Source organism: Pseudomonas sp. lyk4-R2A-8 (genome assembly GCF_030209095.1).
Taxonomy (GTDB): domain Bacteria; phylum Pseudomonadota; class Gammaproteobacteria; order Pseudomonadales; family Pseudomonadaceae; genus Aquipseudomonas; species Aquipseudomonas quebecensis.
In genome coordinates this window covers 330066-346394 of the sequence record NZ_JARVSS010000004.1, presented here as the reverse complement: position 1 = coordinate 346394, position 16329 = coordinate 330066, and the positions used below count along the sequence as shown (strand labels likewise).

The window sequence follows — 16329 nt, the reverse complement described above, 5'->3', positions numbered from 1 at the left end:
GGAGGGGGCAAGCCCCCTCCCACATTGGTTTTGTGCTGTGGCCGAGATCAGCGCTGGTGCACCAGTTGGCCGGCGGCATAGGTCTGCAGCACCGCCCGGTCATCCCCCAGGGTCATCAGTACAAATAACGTCTCGTCGATGCTGTTGGACTGCTTCAGGCGGTAGCTGAGCAGTGGTGTGGCGTTGTAGTCCAGCACCAGGAAGTCCGCGTCCGTGCCCGGCTGCAACGTGCCGATTTTGTCTTCCAGGCGCAGCGCCCGTGCACCGCCCAGGGTGGCCAGGTACAGCGATTTGAACGGGCTCAACCGCGCGCCCTGCAACTGCATGACCTTGTAGGCTTCGTTAAGGGTTTGCAGCAGCGAGAAACTGGTGCCGCCTCCCACATCGGTGCCCAGGCCGACATTCAGTTTGTGCTTCTCGGCCATCGGCAAGTTGAATAGTCCGCTGCCCAGGAACAGGTTCGAGGTCGGGCAAAAGGCGACTGCCGAGCCGGTTTGCGCCAGCCGTGCGCATTCGTCGTCGCACAGGTGCACGCCGTGGGCAAACACCGAGCGCTCGCCCAGCAGCTGGTAATGGTCGTACACGTCCAGGTAGCCGCTGCGCTCCGGGAATAGTTCTTTCACCCACTGCACTTCCTGCAGGTTCTCGCTGATGTGTGTCTGCATATACAGATCCGGATATTCCCCCAGCAGCTGCCCGGCCAGTGACAATTGCTCCGGCGTGCTGGTAGGGGCGAAGCGTGGCGTGACCGCGTAATGCAGGCGGCCTTTGCCGTGCCAGCGCTCAATCAGGGTTTTGCTGTCCTGATAGCTGGACTCGGGCGTGTCGGTCAGATAATCCGGGGCGTTGCGGTCCATCATCACCTTGCCGGCGATCATGCGCAGGTCGAGCTTCTCGGCTGCTTCGAAAAACGCGTTCACCGATTGTGGGTGCACGCTGCCGAACACCAATGCGGTGGTGGTGCCGTTGCGCAGCAGTTCCTTGATGAAAATATCCGCTACTTGCTCGGCGTGGGCCTTATCGGCGAATTGGCTTTCGCAGGGGAAGGTGTACGTGTTGAGCCAATCCAGCAACTGTTCGCCATAAGCGCCAACCATGCCGGTCTGCGGCAAATGGATATGGGTGTCGATCAGGCCGGGGGTGATCAACGCGTCCTGGTAATGGGTCACGTCGATATCGGCCGGCAGCGTCGGCAGCAAGTCGCCGGCGTGCCCGACGGCGCTGATGCGGCCGTTGTCGATCACCAGCAGGCCGTCTTCGAAATACTCATAGGAGGCTTCGATCCCCACCTCGGCGGGGTCGGCGATGCTGTGCAGGATGGCGGCGCGGTAGGCTTTGCGAGTCAAAGGCATGGTGGTCTCAATGGGTAGCTTGGCTGCGGCGTGACACCGGCAGCAGTTTGGCAATGGGTTCGGCGCTTGCGTTGTGCTGGCCGAAATTGGCGTTATAGGTGGCGATGATTTCGCCGGCGATGGAGATGGCGATCTCCACCGGTAATTTGCCCTTCACCTCGGCGAGGCCCATGGGGCAGCGCATGCGTTGCAGTTGGGCGGTGTCGAAGCCGCGATCGCGCAGGCGGTGTTCGAACTTGACGCGTTTGGTCTGCGAGCCGATCAGGCCGAAGTAGGCGAAATCGTTGCGTTTGAGCAAGGCCGCGCTGAGTTCCAGGTCGAGGGCGTGATTGTGGGTCATGACGATGCAGTAACTGCCCACCGGCAAGTCGGCGATTTCGTCGACCGGTTCTTCGCTGACGATTTTACGCACGCCCTCGGGGATCTGTTGCGGAAACTCCTGCTCGCGCGAATCGATCCAGCGCACTCGGCAGGGCAGGCCTGCCAGCAACGGCACCAGCGCGCGGCCCACATGGCCGGCGCCGAACACCGCAATCTGCGCCTGCACCTGGCCCATGGGTTCGAACAGCAGCACGGTGACGCCACCGCAGCATTGGCCCAGGCTCGCGCCCAGGCTGAAGCGCTCCAGGTGGGTGTTCTGCTGGCCACGGGCAAGCATCTCGCGGGCGATCTGCATCGCTTTGTATTCCAGGTGCCCGCCGCCGATGGTGTCGAAGGTCTGGGCGGCGCTGATGACCATCTTGGAACCGGCATTGCGGGGCGTGGAGCCGAGTTCTTCGATGATGGTCACCAGGACGCAGGGTTCGCCCTGGTTCTGCAGGTCGGCGAGGGCGCTGATCCAGTTGTTCATAGTCACCTCTTGTGGTGTCCTGTCAGGCCGCTATCGGGGGCAAGCCCCTCCCACATTTGAAAGCATTCGCAGATCACTATGTGGAAGGGGCTTGCCCCCGATGGCAGCACCTCGATCTAGAGCGAAGCCATCTCGGTTTCAGTCTCAATGGCTGTCGCCGCCTGCAACTGGCGCATCTGTTCACACCCCCACAACACCCGCTCCGGTGTTGCCGGCGCGTCGATCTTCGGCTGATGGCGATAACCTGCAAGGCTTGCGACCGCATCCTTGATCGCACACCACGAGGCAATGCCGAGCATGAACGGCGGTTCACCCACGGCCTTGGAGTGGAACACCGTGTCTTCCGGGTTCTTGCGGTTTTCCACCAACGTGACCCGCAGGTCCAGCGGCATGTCGGCGACCGCCGGGATCTTGTAGCTGGCCGGGCCGTTGGTCATCAGTTTGCCTTTGTCGTTCCACACCAGTTCCTCCATGGTCAGCCAGCCCATGCCCTGGATGAAACCGCCTTCCACCTGGCCGATGTCGATGGCCGGGTTCAGCGAAGCGCCCACATCGTGAAGGATGTCCGTGCGCAGCATCTTGTATTCGCCGGTCAGGGTATCGACGAGCACTTCGCAGCAGGCCGCGCCAAACGCGTAGTAATAGAACGGTCGGCCGCGCGATTGGCTGCGGTCGTAAAAGATTTTCGGGGTCTTGTAGAACCCGGTGCTCGACAGCGAGACCTGGGCGAAGTACGCCTGTTGGATCAGCGTCTCGAAGGTCAGGATCTGCTCTCGCACGCGTACATGACCGTTGTGAAACTGCACATCCGCTTCACTGACGTCGTACTTGCGCGCGGCGAATTCCACCAGGCGCTGCTTGATGGTTTCGGCGGCATTCTGCGCGGCCTTGCCATTCAGGTCGGCACCGCTGGAAGCGGCGGTCGGCGACGTGTTGGGTACCTTGTCGGTGTTGGTGGCGGTGATCTGCACGCGATCGATGCCGACCTGGAACACTTCGGCTACCACTTGGGCGACCTTGGTGTTCAAGCCCTGGCCCATCTCGGTGCCGCCGTGGTTCAGGTGGATGCTGCCGTCGGTGTAGACATGGATCAGCGCGCCGGCCTGATTGAGGAAACTGGCGGTAAACGAAATGCCGAATTTGACCGGGGTCAGCGCCAGGCCTTTTTTCAGGATCGGGCTGTGGGCGTTGTAGCGGCGAACCGCTTCGCGGCGCTCGGCGTATTGGCTGCTGGCTTCCAGTTCGGCGGTCATCTCCTCAAGCAGGTTGTGCTCGACGGTCTGGTAGTAGTGGGTGACGTTGCGCTCGGTTTTGCCGTAGTAGTTGGCCTTGCGCACCGCCAGCGGGTCCAGCGCCAGATGACGGGCGATGGCGTCCATCACCTCCTCAATCGCAACCATGCCTTGCGGGCCGCCGAAACCCCGGTAAGCGGTATTGGAAGCAGTGTTGGTCTTGCAGCGATGGCCGTTGACCGTGGCGTCGCCCAGGTAATAGGCATTGTCGGCGTGGAACATGGCGCGGTCGACAATCGAGTTCGACAGGTCCGGCGAGCAGCCGCAGTTGCCCGCCAGTTCCAATTGGATGCCATGCAGACGACCGCTGTCGTCGAAGCCCACGTCGTATTCGATATAGAAGGGGTGACGTTTGCCGGTCATCAGCATGTCTTCGACCCGCGGCAGGCGCATCTTGGTCGGCTGGCCGGTCAGGTGCGCGATCACCGCGCACAGGCATGCCGGGCTGGCGGCCTGGGTCTCCTTGCCGCCGAAGCCACCGCCCATGCGGCGCATGTCCACGACGATTTTGTTCATCGACACGTCCAGCACTTCGGCCACCAGCTTCTGTACTTCGGTGGGGTTCTGGGTGGAGCAGTAGACGATCATGCCGCCGTCTTCGGTGGGCATCACCGAGGAGATCTGGGTTTCCAGGTAGAAGTGCTCCTGGCCGCCGATATGCAGCGTGCCCTGAATGCGATTTTTGGCCGTGGCCAATGCACCCGCCGAATCACCGCGCTGGTGCGTGTGGCTGTCGAGCACGAAGTGTTTATTGCGATAGGCCTCGACCACATCCAGCACCGGTTCCAGGTCCTGGTATTCGATCACTGCCGCCATCGCCGCTTTGCGCGCGGTCTCCAGGTCGCGGGCGGCCACGGCCAGCACCACCTGGCCGACGAACTGCACGGTGTCGATGGCCAGCAGCGGGTCGCCGGGCAGCAGCGGGCCGATGTCTTTCAAGCCCGGCACGTCTTCATGGGTGATGACGATGCGCACACCATCGAAGGCGTAGCAGGGCGCGGTGTCGATGCTGAGGATGCGCGCGTGGGCGCGGTCGGACAGGCGAGCGTACACATGCAACTGATTGGGGAATTCCAGTCGATCGTCGATGTACTGCGCCTCGCCCGAGACGTGCTTGGCGGCGCTGTCATGCTTGACGCTGCGCCCGACTCCGCTGGTCAAGTCCTGGGCGAACAGTTCGGCCAGCTCGGCCTGGGTTTTTTCCACGGCGTGATGGTTAGACATAAGCGGTCACCCGAGTCTCGATGTGCGGTGTTTGCAGCTCGATAAAGTATTTGCGCAGCAGGTTCTGCGCGCTGAGCAGGCGGTATTCCTTGCTGGCGCGGAAGTCCGACAGCGGCGTGAAGTCCTCGGCCAGGGCGGCGCAGGCTTTCTCGACCGTGGCGGCGTTCCAGGTGGCGCCCACCAGTACGGCCTCGCAGTGTCGAGCGCGTTTGGGCGTGGCGGCCATGCCACCGAAGGCCACGCGGGCGGTCTGGACCACACCGTTGTCGAGGGTCAGATTGAAAGCGGCGCAGACGGCGGAAATATCGTCATCCAGGCGTTTGGACACCTTGTAGGCGCGGAACAGCGTATGGCCCTTGGGCACGATGATCTTCTCGATAAATTCGCTGTCCTGGCGCGCGGTGACGCGGTAATCGATGAAGTAGTCTTCCAGCGCCAGGGTGCGCCGGGTGTTGCCTTTGCACAGCACGATCTGTGCGCCCAGAGCGATCAGCAGCGGCGGCGAGTCTCCGATCGGCGAGGCGTTACCGATATTGCCGCCCAGGGTGCCCTGGTTGCGGATCTGCAGGGAGGCGAAGCGGTGCAGCAGATCGCCGAAGTCCGGGTATGCCTGGTGCAATACGGCGTAGCAGTCGGAGAGCGGGGTGGCGGCGCCGATTTCCAGGCGGTCGTCGAACGACTCGATGCGCTTCATTTCTTCAATGTTGCCGACGTAGATCATCACCGGCAGCGTGCGGTGGAACTGAGTGACTTCCAACGCCAGGTCGGTGCCGCCGGCCAGCAAACGGGCTTGCGGATAGGCGTCGTAAAGGTCGGCCAAGTCGGCCACGGTCAGGGGCACCAGGCAACGTTTGTCGCCGCTGTTGAGTTCGCCGGTCTGGGTTGGTGCGATGCTTTTGAGGCGCGCGATGGTGTCGGCCTGGCGGCTGTCGAATTGGTCCTTGGGCTTGTTGCAGCAGGCCTGTTCGGCGGCGGCGAGAATCGGCCGGTAACCGGTGCAGCGACACAGATTGCCGGCCAGCGCTTCGTGGGCCTTGGCGCTGTCGGGGGCGTCGCTGTTCTTCTGCAGTGCGAACAACGACATCACGAAACCGGGGGTGCAAAAACCGCATTGCGAGCCGTGGCACTCCACCATGGCCTGCTGCACGCTGTGCAGTTGGCCCTGGTGCTTGAGGTCCTCGACGCTGATCAGTTGCTTGCCGTGCAATGACGACACAAAGGTCAGGCACGAATTGAGGCTGCGATAGCGAATGTGCTCGACGCCTTGATCATCGGTGTGCAACTCGCCGACTACCACGGTGCATGCACCACAGTCGCCGCTGGCGCAGCCTTCCTTGGTACCGGGTTTGCCCAGGTGCTCGCGAAGATAATTGAGCACGGTCAGATTGGGGTCCAGGGCGTGCTCGCTACGGAGTTCCTGGTTGAGTAAAAACTGGATCACGGAAGGCCTCGCAGACTCATTATTGTTGTTAACCGCTGTGGGCCGAATCTAGTCATGTCTGACTTTTCGGTCAATTGTTTTCTGACCTAAGGGTCAAGAAAGTGCGGTCACAACCCATTCAATTATGGTTCAGTCTTCTGGAACCGGCGTTTTTGGCGGCTTGTAGATGGGGAGAACTGCTTATTTCATGCCAATTCGCGACAGTGGGCGTAGCGCCATCAGCGGGCCAATGCGCTACACTGCCGCGCTTGTATCGATAGACGATTTTGAAGGAAACCCATGACGTTCAAGGCGCCGGACAGTCTCGCCGAGCAGATCGCTCACCACCTCGCCGAACGTATCATTCGCGGCGATCTCAAGCCTGGGGAGCGTATCCAGGAACAGAAGGTCACGCTGGCGCTCAATGTCAGCCGCGGCTCCGTGCGCGAAGCCCTGCTGATCCTTGAACGCCGGCACCTGATCGCGATCCTGCCGCGCCGTGGCGCCCACGTCACCGAACTCACCGCGCACAAGGTGCAAAGCCTGTGCACGTTGATGGGCGAGCTGTACATCCTGCTCGGCAATGCGGTGGCGCAGGGCTGGCAGACCCAGGCCGATATGGCGCCGTTCGTGCAGATCCAGCAGCGTCTGGTGAGCAATTTCGAACGTCAGGACATCCGCGCGTTCGTCGAAGAAAGCTTCAATGTGATGCGCGCCGCGTACCCCTTCGCTAACAACCCGTACCTGCAGGAAACCGTCGAAAACCTGCAGCCGGCGATGAACCGCGCCTATTACCTGGCCCTGGACCAGCGCAAGGCCGAGATGAGCGAGTACCTGGCGCTGTTCGAGCAACTGCTCGCCGCCGTGCTGGCCCGTGACTTGCCGCAGATCCGCCAGGTGCTGTCGGCCTACGGTCAGCGCAGTTGCTCGCTGGTTATCGCAGCGTTGGCGGGCGCCTAAACGTGCGGCTCAAGTGCATCAAACTGGCGGGGTTCAAATCCTTCGTCGACCCGACCACGGTGAACTTCCCCAGTAATATGGCGGCGGTGGTCGGGCCCAATGGTTGCGGCAAGTCGAACATCATCGACGCCGTCCGCTGGGTGATGGGCGAGAGCTCGGCCAAGAACCTGCGCGGCGAGTCGATGACCGACGTCATCTTCAACGGCTCCACCAGCCGCAAGCCGGTGAGCCAGGCCAGCATCGAGCTGGTGTTCGACAACTCCGACGGCACCCTGATCGGCGAATACGCGGCCTATGCGGAAATCTCCATCCGCCGCAAAGTCACGCGCGACAGCCAGAACAGCTACTTCCTCAACGGCACCAAGTGCCGCCGTCGTGACATTACCGATATCTTCCTCGGCACCGGCCTGGGCCCACGCAGCTATTCGATCATCGAACAGGGCATGATCTCCAAGCTGATCGAAGCCAAGCCCGAGGACCTGCGCAACTTTATCGAGGAAGCGGCCGGCATCTCCAAGTACAAGGAACGCCGCCGCGAGACCGAAAACCGCATCCGCCGCACCCACGAAAACCTCGCCCGGCTGACCGACCTGCGCGAAGAGCTGGAGCGCCAGTTGGAGCGCCTGCACCGGCAGGCCCAGGCCGCCGAGAAGTATCAGGAATACAAGGGCGAAGAGCGCCAGCTAAAGGCGCAATTGTCGGCCCTGCGCTGGCAAGCCTTGAACGATCAAGTGGGCCAGCGCGAAGCGATCATCGGCACCCAGGAAATCAGCTTCGAAGCGCTGGTGGCCGAGCAGCGCAACGCCGACGCCAGCATCGAACGCCTGCGCGACGGGCACCACGATCTGTCCGAGCGCTTCAATCTGGTGCAGGGCCGCTTCTATTCGGTGGGCGGCGATATCGCCCGAGTCGAGCAGAGCATCCAGCACGGCCAGCAGCGTCTGCGCCAATTGCAGGACGATCTGAAGGAAGCCGAGCGCGCGCGCCTGGAGACCGAATCCCACCTGGGCCACGACCGCACCTTGCTGCTGACCCTCGGCGAAGAGCTGGACATGCTCATCCCCGAGCAAGAGATCACCAGCGCCGCCGCTGAAGAAGCCGCCGCTGCCCTGGAGGAAGCCGAAGCCACCATGCACGGCTGGCAGGAACAGTGGGACGCCTTCAACCTGCAATCGGCCGAACCGCGCCGCCAGGCCGAGGTGCAGCAGTCGCGCATCCAGCAACTGGAAACCAGCATGGAACGCCTGGCCGAGCGCCAGCGCCGCTTGCAGGAAGAGCGCGTGCTGCTTGCCGCCGACCCGGAAGACGCGGCGATCATGGACCTCAGCGAGCAACTGGCCGAAAGCGAAATGACGCTGGAGGAGCTGGAAGCCAGCGAAGAACAGCAAGTCGAGCGCCTGGAGCAACTGCGCCAGCAATTGCAACAGGCGACCCAGGCGCAGCAGCAGGCTCAGGGCGATTTACAGCGGCTTAACGGACGTCTGGCATCCCTTGAGGCCCTGCAGCAAGCCGCGCTGGACCCCGGCACCGGCACCGCCGAATGGCTGCGCGACCAGCACCTGGCTGAGCGCCCGCGTCTGGCCGAAGGTTTGAAAGTCGACGCCGGTTGGGAGCTGGCCGTTGAAACCGTGTTGGGGGCCGACCTGCAAGCCGTGCTGGTGGACGATTTCGGCGGCTTCGACCTCGCCGGGTTTGCCCAGGGCGATCTGCGTTTGCTCAGCCCCGCCGCCGATGGCGCACGGGTGCCGGGCAGCCTGCTGGATAAGGTCGAGGCCGCGATTGATCTGTCGCCGTGGCTGGGCCAGGTCAAGCCGGTCGACTCCCTGGAGCAGGCCCTGGCCCAGCGCGGTGGGCTGGCGGAAGGCGAAAGCCTGATCAGCCGTGACGGTTACTGGGTTGGCCGCCACTTCCTGCGTGTGCGCCGCGCCAGCGAAGCGGAAAGCGGCGTTCTGGCCCGTGGCCAGGAAATCGTCAGCCTGAGCGCCGAGCGCGAAGAACGCGAAGCCACCCTCGAACGTCTCGAAACCGAACTGCAAACCCTGCGCGCCACCCAGCGCCAGCAAGAGACCGGCCGCGAACACCTGCGTCGCCTGTTGCAGGATGAAGCGCGCCAGCAAGGCGAACTCAAGGCGCAACTGTCGGCGAGCAAGGCCAAGGTCGAGCAACTGACCCTGCGCCGCACCCGGCTCGACGAAGAGGTCGCCGAGATGGGCGAACAACGCGCCCTGGAGCACGAACAGATCGGCGAAGCGCGCCTGCACTTGCAGGAGGCGCTCGACAGCATGGCCCAGGACACCGAACAGCGCGAACTGCTGCTGGCCCAGCGTGACAGCCTGCGCGAGCGCCTCGACCGTGTGCGCCAGGAAGCGCGCCAGCACAAGGACCACGCCCATCAGTTGGCCGTGCGCCTGGGCTCGCTCAAGGCCCAGCACGCGTCCACGGCCCAGGCTCTTGAGCGCCTGGAGATGCAGTCCGAACGCCTGACCGAAAAGCGCGAGCAACTGAGCCTCAACCTGGAGGAGGGCGAAGCGCCGCTGGAAGAGTTGCGCCTCAAGCTCGAAGAGTTGCTCGACAAGCGCATGACCGTCGACGAAGAGCTCAAGACCGCGCAGATCGCCCTGGAAGATGCCGACCGCGAATTGCGCGACGCAGAAAAACGCCGGACACAGGCCGAGCAGCAGTCCCAGTTGATCCGCGGCCAGCTCGAACAACAGCGCATGGAATGGCAGGCCCTCACCGTGCGTCGCAAAACCCTGCAGGACCAATTGCTGGAAGACGGCTACGACCTGCACGGCGTGCTCAATACCTTGACCGCCCAGGCCAACGAGAAAGACGCCGAAGAAGAACTCGAACGCATTGCCGCGCGGATTCAACGCCTGGGCGCGATCAACCTCGCCGCGATCGATGAATATCAGCAGCAGTCCGAGCGCAAGCGTTATCTGGATGCCCAGGACGCCGACCTGGTGGAGGCACTGGATACCCTGGAAAACGTGATCCGCAAGATCGACAAGGAAACCCGCAACCGTTTCAAAGATACCTTTGATCAGATTAATGGCGGTTTACAGGCCTTATTCCCAAAAGTTTTCGGTGGCGGCAGCGCCTACTTGGAACTGACGGGCGAAGATCTACTCGATACAGGGGTGACGATCATGGCGCGTCCGCCAGGGAAGAAGAACAGCACCATCCATTTGCTCTCCGGCGGCGAAAAAGCCCTGACTGCGTTGGCGTTGGTGTTTGCCATCTTCAAGCTGAACCCGGCGCCGTTCTGCATGCTCGATGAAGTGGATGCACCGCTGGATGATGCGAACGTGGGGCGCTATGCGCGGCTGGTCAAGGAGATGTCCCAGACCGTGCAGTTCATCTATATCACCCACAACAAGATCGCCATGGAAATGGCTGATCAATTGATGGGGGTGACGATGCACGAGCCGGGTTGTTCGCGCCTGGTGGCGGTGGACGTGGAAGAGGCGATGGCGATGGTGGACGCCTGACGGCAAGCTTCAAGCGGCAAGTGAGTCAGCTTGAAGCTTGTCGCTCAGGGCCTGTGGGTCACAGTTGGCGTCTGCTGTAGGAGATTGCCTGCTACGCCTGAAAGCTGGCAATTCGACACATTTCGCGCCAACTGTGTAAAGTTATCTTTGGTCGTGCTAGTTTAATGTCAATTTTTCGTGTGCGTGGGCAAAACGTCAGTCAGAACATAGAGTTGGCGCCACGTTTTAAAGCGGTTTGCACGGTGCTAAACCCCTTATTTTTCAGCATTTTTTATTAGAGGCACGGGATTACATGGAAATCGGTCTGCGCGAGTGGCTGATCGTCATCGGCATTATTGTCATTGCCGGTATTCTTTTTGATGGCTGGCGCCGCATGCGCGGTGGCAAGGGCAAGCTCAAATTCCGCCTGGACCGCAACCTGTCCAACTTGCCCGACGATGACGGCAGCGCCGAGTTGCTGGGCCCGCCCCGTGTGCTGGACACCCATAAAGAGCCTCAGTTGGACGAGCACGACCTGCCGTCGATGAGTGCGCCGGTGCGTGAAGCCCGCGAGCCGTCGTCCAAACGCGGCAAGCGTGCCAACCCGGTCGCCGAGCCACAACAGGGCGACTTGAATCTGGACGTAAACGAAGGCCCCGGTTTCAGCAGCCGCGACGACGATTTCCCGGATGAAAACACCAGCAGGAACGCGCCGCGCCAATCGGTCAACGATCAGCCGGCTGCCGAAGAAGTCCTGGTGATCAGCGTTATTTGCCGCGATGCGGGCGGCTTCAAGGGCCCGGCATTGCTGCAGAACATCCTCGAAAGCGGCCTGCGCTTCGGCGAGATGGATATTTTCCACCGCCACGAAAGCATGGCCGGCAATGGCGAAGTGCTGTTCTCCATGGCCAACGCGGTCAAACCGGGTACTTTTGATCTGGACGATATCGACCTGTTCAGCACGCCGGCGGTAAGCTTTTTCCTCGGCCTGCCGGGCCCGCGTCACCCCAAACAAGCGTTCGACGTGATGGTGGCCGCAGCGCGCAAGCTGTCTCAGGAGCTCAACGGCGAGCTCAAGGACGACCAGCGCAGCGTGCTGACCGCCCAGACCATCGAACACTACCGTCAGCGTATCGTCGAGTTCGAGCGTCGCGCCCTGACACAGAAACGCTGAGGATTGGCTTCCAGCGTTGTCATTAGAATAAGCGCACCAACATTTGAGCAGCTTCGGCTGCTCTTTTGCTTTATGAGAGAACACCATGACCGCCGCCCACACCCGCATCCTCGAACTGCGCGCTGAACTGGATCAGCACAACTACCGCTACCACGTTCTCGACGAGCCGAGCATTCCGGACGCCGAGTACGATCGTCTGTTCCACGAGCTCAAGGCCCTCGAAGCCGAGCACCCGGAGCTGGTCACGCGCGATTCTCCGACGCAGCGGGTCGGCAGCGCGGCGTTGTCGGCGTTTACTCAAGTCAAGCATGAGATCCCGATGCTCAGCCTGGGCAACGCGTTCGATGAAGCCACCATGCTTGAGTTCGATCGCCGCGTCACCGAGGGCCTCGATCTGCCGGTGGGCGATCTGTTCGGCGGCGGTGCGGCGGTGGAATACAGCTGCGAGCCGAAGCTCGACGGGCTGGCGGTCAGCCTGTTGTACCAGGACGGCGAGTTGATACGCGGTGCCACCCGCGGCGACGGCACCACCGGCGAAGACATCAGCGTCAACGTGCGTACCGTGCGCAATATCCCTTTAAAGCTGCACGGCAGCGGCTGGCCGGCGACCCTGGAAGTGCGCGGCGAAGTGTTCATGTCCAAGGCCGGTTTCGAGCGGCTCAACGCGTCGCAGTTGGAAGTGGGCGGCAAGACCTTCGCCAACCCGCGCAACGCCGCCGCCGGCAGCCTGCGCCAGCTGGATTCGAAGATTACCGCCAGCCGCCCGCTGGAGTTCTGCTGCTACGGCATCGGCCAGGTCACCGCCGATATCAGCGACACCCATATCGGCAACCTCAAGCAATTGCAACAGTGGGGGCTGCCCATCAGTCATGAACTGAAACTGGCCAAGGGTATTCAGGAATGCCTCGACTACTACCGCGACATCGGCGAGCGGCGTAACAGCCTGCCGTATGAAATCGACGGTGTGGTGTTCAAGGTCAACAGCCTTGCCTCCCAACGCGAGCTGGGCTTTCGCGCCCGCGAACCGCGCTGGGCCATCGCCCACAAATTCCCGGCCATGGAAGAACTGACCGAACTGCTCGATGTGGAATTCCAGGTCGGCCGCACGGGCGCCGTGACGCCGGTCGCGCGCTTGAAACCGGTCAAGGTTGCTGGTGTAACCGTGGCCAACGCCACCTTGCACAACATGGACGAAGTGGCGCGACTGGGCCTGATGATCGGCGACACCGTGATAATCCGCCGCGCCGGCGATGTCATCCCGCAGGTGGTTTCGGTGGTCACCGAGCGCCGCCCGGAACACGCACGCGCGGTGCAGATCCCTGAAAGCTGCCCGGTGTGCGGTTCCCATGTGGAGCGCACGCAACTGGTCAAGCGCAGCAAAGGCAAGGAAACCGTCAGCGAGGGCGCGGTGTACCGCTGTGTCGGGCGCCTGGCCTGCGGCGCGCAGCTCAAGCAGGCGATCATCCACTTCGTGTCGCGTCGCGCCATGGACATCGACGGCCTGGGTGACAAGACCATTGAGCAACTGGTGGATGAACACCTCATCGGTTCCCCGGCTGACCTCTATAAGCTCACGTACGAGCAGATCATCGACCTGGAAGGCTTCGCCGATATCTCCAGCAAAAAGCTGATCGCCGCCATCGAAAACAGCAAGTCGCCGACCCTGGCGCGCTTTATCTACGCCCTGGGTATTCCCGATGTGGGCGAGGAGACCGCCAAGGTGCTGGCGCGCTCGCTGGCCTCCCTTGCGCGCGTGCAACAGGCTTTGCCGGAAGTGCTCACGTACTTGCCGGACGTGGGCCTGGAAGTGGCGCATGAGATCCACAGTTTCTTTGAGGACGGCCACAACCAACAGGTGATCGGCGCGTTGCTGTCGCCGGACGAATGCGGCCTGCAGTTGCAGGAGCAGGGCGATCTGAGCGCCGAATTCGCCGCCAGCGCCACCCTCGGCGGGTTGCTCGACAAGCTCAATGTGCCCAGCGTCGGTCCCGGCGCCGCGCAGAAACTGGCGGACAGATTCGGCAGCCTCGACGGCGTAATCCAGGCCGACTGGCTGGACATGCGCCAGGCATTGCCCGAGAAGCAGGCCAAGGCCGTGCGTGACTTTTTCGATAACCCGCAGAATGCGCGCCGCGCCTTGGCGATCGAGCAGCAGCTCAAGGACTTCGGCATGCACTGGCACAGCGAGAAAAAAGTCATCGAAGGGTTGCCCGAAGCCGGCCACACCTGGGTGCTGACCGGCTCGCTGGAGCTGATGAGCCGCGACGTGGCCAAGGACAAGCTGGAAAGCCTGGGCGCCAAGGTGGCCGGCTCCGTATCGGCCAAGACCCACTGCGTGGTCGCGGGGCCCGGCGCCGGCTCCAAGCTGGCCAAGGCTACCGAGCTCGGTTTGAAAGTACTGGATGAAGAGGCATTTATCGCTTTCCTGGCCCGGCACAACTTATCTGTCTGACGGCGTCAGCAGCGCGCGGGCTGCGCTGCGCACCTCGTGCCTGCCAAGTGGAACGATCCGGAGTCCGCGATGATCTAGTCTTGGTCATCCCTGGGAGAGATCGCCATGTTCCGCTATTTCGAGCAGCTCAGTTCGCGCATTGCCGCACCGTTCATGGCCGATACCTCGCGCAACGGCAAGGTCTGGCAATGCCGTTGCGGCCAGGCGCTGTTCTTTCGCAACAGTCAGTGCCTGGCCTGCTCGGCGCTGCTGGGTTATCAGCTGCAGCAGAGTCGCCTCGCGTCCCTGCAGCCCGGCCCCGTGACCGGAACGTGGCTGCAGGACGGCAATCTCGACGCCGGCGCTTTTCGTCGCTGCGCCAACCTCGACACGCCGGCGGCCTGCAACTGGCTGATCCCGGCGCACAGCACCGCGCCGCTGTGCGTGGCTTGCAGCCTCAATCGCACCATTCCGGACCTGTCCATCGTGGAAAACCACGAGCGCTGGCGCAAAGTGGAAACCGCCAAGCGCCGCCTGGTGGCGCAGTTGATCAGCCTGGGCTTGCAAGTGGTGCCCAAGCGCGTCGACGAAGATACCGGCCTGGCCTTCGACTTTATCGGCATCGACCTGCAGGGCAACGCGCCCACCACCGGCCATGCCAACGGTCTGATCACCCTGGACATCAAAGAAGCCGATGACGCCCACCGCGAGCAAGTCCGCGTGCAGATGCACGAGCCTTACCGCACCTTGCTCGGCCACTTTCGCCATGAAGTCGGTCATTACTATTGGGATCGCCTGATCGCCGACAGCCACTGGCTCGAACCTTTTCGCCAATTATTCGGCGACGAACGCGCCAGCTACGCCGATGCTCTCGAGCGGCACTATCAGCACGGGCCGCGACCGGACTGGCAACACACCTGCGTCAGCGCCTACGCCACCATGCACCCGTGGGAAGACTGGGCCGAGACCTGGGCGCACTACCTGCATATGATGGACGCCGTGGACACCGCCCTGGGCTTCGGCATGAGCGCCCGCGAGATGGACCTGGATTATCAGCCGTTCCCCCTCGCCACCCTCTACGACCCTGAACACCCAGGCGGTCCGGCATTTCTTTCGTTCGTCAACGCCTGGATCGAACTGGCCGGCATGCTGAACGAACTCTCGCGCAGCATGGGCCAGCCGGATTTCTACCCCTTCGTACTCCCACCGGCGGTGATCGCCAAACTGCACTTTATCCACCTGGTGATCCAGGAGGAGGGCGGGCGTGCGGACGAGGTGTTGCAGGCACAGTGATTAACCCGTGTGTGAGGGCAAAGCGTGTGGTCAAGGCAAGTGCTTGAACCTCTTCATATTTTTAATCGGTCACCAACGGTTGTAACTTCCCATGAGATCGGTACAATGGCGCGGCTTGCCGAGAGGCCAGCGTCGTTATGGTGACCCCATCGGTCCCCCCGCAACGATTACCCGTTAACCTGGTCAGGCCCGGAAGGGAGCAGCCACAGCGGGAACATTGTGTGCCGGGGTGTGGCTGGTGGGGTTGCCTCCATAACGCTCTTCCTTTGTTGTCTATCCAAATCTTAAAAAAACGTATGCGAACCATCTGCCTTCGAGCAGTCGATGGTGGCATTGTCGCGACGGTTGAAAACTCACGTCAGCCCGTCGTTTGATCGGTGGCATACTTCACTGCCTGGCATTCGGAGGCAGCGTAAGTGGAAAAAGTTGACGACCTCACTCGAGAAAAACTGCGGGAATGGCAGATGCGGCGCCTGGAGATCAAGGACCGTATCCAGGCCCATCCGGAGCAAACGCTGGCGTTGTCGAAAGTGTTGGACCTGATGGACGAGGAGCACGCTCAAATCATGAGCGCTGCGCAGTTTATCCGCACCGCCGAGCCAAGCCCTGAGCCCAGCATCGATCAGCCTCCATCGGTCACCGCTACCTATCAATTGCACTTGAACGTGTCTGCCCACAGCGCCGAAGATCTGCAGCGTTTGCTCGATATGGCCGTTCACGAACTGCAACGGCAGATTGAAGTGGCCGGCGCTTCGGCGTCCACCGAACCACGGCGTTACCCCGGCGGCATGACGGGCTCTCTGGGCGGTTATCAATTCGAGGTGGGCGTCGGTCAGGATGCCTGACAAGCTTGACCGCTGAAT

General features: G+C 62.2%; 10 protein-coding genes and 1 other RNA gene. 7 read left to right on the top strand and 4 right to left on the bottom strand.

Annotated features, from left to right (window positions below; all coding sequences use genetic code 11):
- Nucleotides 1-47 precede the first annotated feature (47 nt).
- The 4 genes from guaD to xdhA form a co-directional block, all read right to left on the bottom strand.
- A complete protein-coding gene (guaD, locus tag QRN10_RS05950; protein WP_253508898.1) occupies nt 48-1352 on the bottom strand; it encodes a guanine deaminase in 1305 nt (434 codons plus the stop codon).
- Nucleotides 1353-1359: 7 nt separating this feature from the next.
- Entirely contained in the window at nt 1360-2202 is an 843-nt protein-coding gene (xdhC, locus tag QRN10_RS05945; RefSeq protein WP_181076117.1) for a xanthine dehydrogenase accessory protein XdhC, read from the bottom strand.
- A 116-nt stretch (nt 2203-2318) separates the two neighbouring features.
- Entirely contained in the window at nt 2319-4718 is a 2400-nt protein-coding gene (gene xdhB, locus QRN10_RS05940; RefSeq protein ID WP_285428002.1) for a xanthine dehydrogenase molybdopterin binding subunit, read from the bottom strand.
- Nucleotides 4711-6159 carry a xanthine dehydrogenase small subunit gene (gene xdhA / locus QRN10_RS05935; protein ID WP_285428001.1) on the bottom strand — a complete coding sequence of 483 codons (1449 nt, stop codon included), beginning with the start codon at nt 6157-6159 and terminating at the stop codon, nt 4711-4713. Before xdhA ends, xdhB begins: the two co-directional genes overlap by 8 nt.
- Before the next feature lie 279 nt (nt 6160-6438).
- Between xdhA and QRN10_RS05930 the strand changes: the two genes are divergently transcribed.
- The 7 genes from QRN10_RS05930 to QRN10_RS05900 all read left to right on the top strand — a co-directional run bounded on the left by QRN10_RS05930 (nt 6439) and on the right by QRN10_RS05900 (nt 16311).
- Nucleotides 6439-7098, top strand: a complete 660-nt coding sequence (locus QRN10_RS05930) for a GntR family transcriptional regulator (protein WP_253508892.1) — start codon at nt 6439-6441, stop codon at nt 7096-7098.
- A gap of 2 nt (nt 7099-7100) precedes the next feature.
- Complete coding sequence (smc, locus tag QRN10_RS05925) at nt 7101-10589, top strand: chromosome segregation protein SMC (RefSeq protein ID WP_253508890.1); 3489 nt, start codon at nt 7101-7103, stop codon at nt 10587-10589.
- Between the two features lie 292 nt (nt 10590-10881).
- A complete protein-coding gene (gene zipA / locus QRN10_RS05920; RefSeq protein WP_253508888.1) occupies nt 10882-11742 on the top strand; it encodes a cell division protein ZipA in 861 nt (286 codons plus the stop codon).
- A gap of 85 nt (nt 11743-11827) precedes the next feature.
- On the top strand, nt 11828-14194 hold the full coding sequence (ligA, locus tag QRN10_RS05915) for an NAD-dependent DNA ligase LigA (protein WP_285428000.1): 2367 nt from the start codon (nt 11828-11830) through the stop codon (nt 14192-14194).
- 105 nt (nt 14195-14299) lie between these two features.
- The gene (locus tag QRN10_RS05910; protein ID WP_285427999.1) at nt 14300-15466 is read left to right on the top strand and encodes a zinc-binding metallopeptidase family protein; all 1167 of its coding nucleotides are present in this window, start codon (nt 14300-14302) and stop codon (nt 15464-15466) included.
- Between the two features lie 147 nt (nt 15467-15613).
- Nucleotides 15614-15710: signal recognition particle sRNA small type (gene ffs / locus QRN10_RS05905), an RNA gene on the top strand.
- Nucleotides 15711-15882: 172 nt separating this feature from the next.
- Nucleotides 15883-16311, top strand: a complete 429-nt coding sequence (locus QRN10_RS05900; RefSeq protein WP_181076102.1) for a hypothetical protein — start codon at nt 15883-15885, stop codon at nt 16309-16311.
- Nucleotides 16312-16329 lie beyond the last annotated feature (18 nt).